1 pseudogene is annotated in these 882 nt (G+C 38.1%); it reads left to right on the top strand.

Going from position 1 to position 882, the window contains the following annotated elements:
* Positions 1–443: 443 nt before the first annotated feature.
* Positions 444–882: pseudogene (gene iolA, locus ACWHAR_RS24735) on the top strand (methylmalonate-semialdehyde dehydrogenase); the annotation flags it as partial.

Raw genomic sequence — 882 nt, 5'->3', positions numbered from 1 at the left:
CATTTCCTGAATCCGCATCAGTTTCATATAAAAAACTCCTTCTTGAATCTTTACGTAACATAAATATATAATAAAAACCAAAAGTTAATCAATAGTTGCTTAAAAAATGATAACATCGGTGTATATCTTTTGCAAGATTGGACGGCCTTCTCTTACTTCTCTTACTTGATTAAAAGATTAATATAATAAAAATAATGAAAAAATGTAGTGTTTATGATTGACTTATGGGTATTATGCGATTAGAATATAACCAAGAAATGACCAAAAAGTAACCTGTTGTGCATGAAATGGTTGCTTGTATGTAAATATGCATCCGCCATTTATTTTTTTGGTGTTTTTGAAAGCGTTTAATTCTTGGCTTGCTGAAAAGTGGATATTGATATGAATCTATCCGGAACCATCCATACAAGTGTATGTGTTTACTAATGAAGGAGGCAATAAGAATGGCAGAAATCAGAAAATTAAAAAACTACATCAACGGTGAATGGGTTGAAAGCAAAACAGATCAATATGAAGATGTCGTCAATCCGGCGACGAAAGAAGTGCTATGCCAAGTGCCGATTTCTACAAAAGAGGATATTGATTACGCAGCGCAAACAGCGGCTGAAGCATTTAAAACATGGTCAAAGGTGGCGGTTCCTCGCCGCGCCAGAATTCTATTTAACTTCCAGCAGCTGCTGTCTCAGCATAAAGAAGAACTTGCTCATCTAATTACCATTGAAAACGGAAAAAACACGAAAGAAGCTTTAGGTGAAGTGGGACGCGGGATTGAAAACGTAGAGTTCGCCGCTGGAGCACCTTCCCTGATGATGGGTGACTCACTTGCTTCCATCGCAACGGACGTTGAAGCGGCGAACTACCGTTACCCAATCGGAGTTGTCG

The organism is Bacillus sp. LR--39, assembly GCF_053613335.1.
The sequence above is the reverse complement of the archived record's forward strand: the minus strand, read 5'-3'. Positions and strand labels throughout refer to the sequence as shown.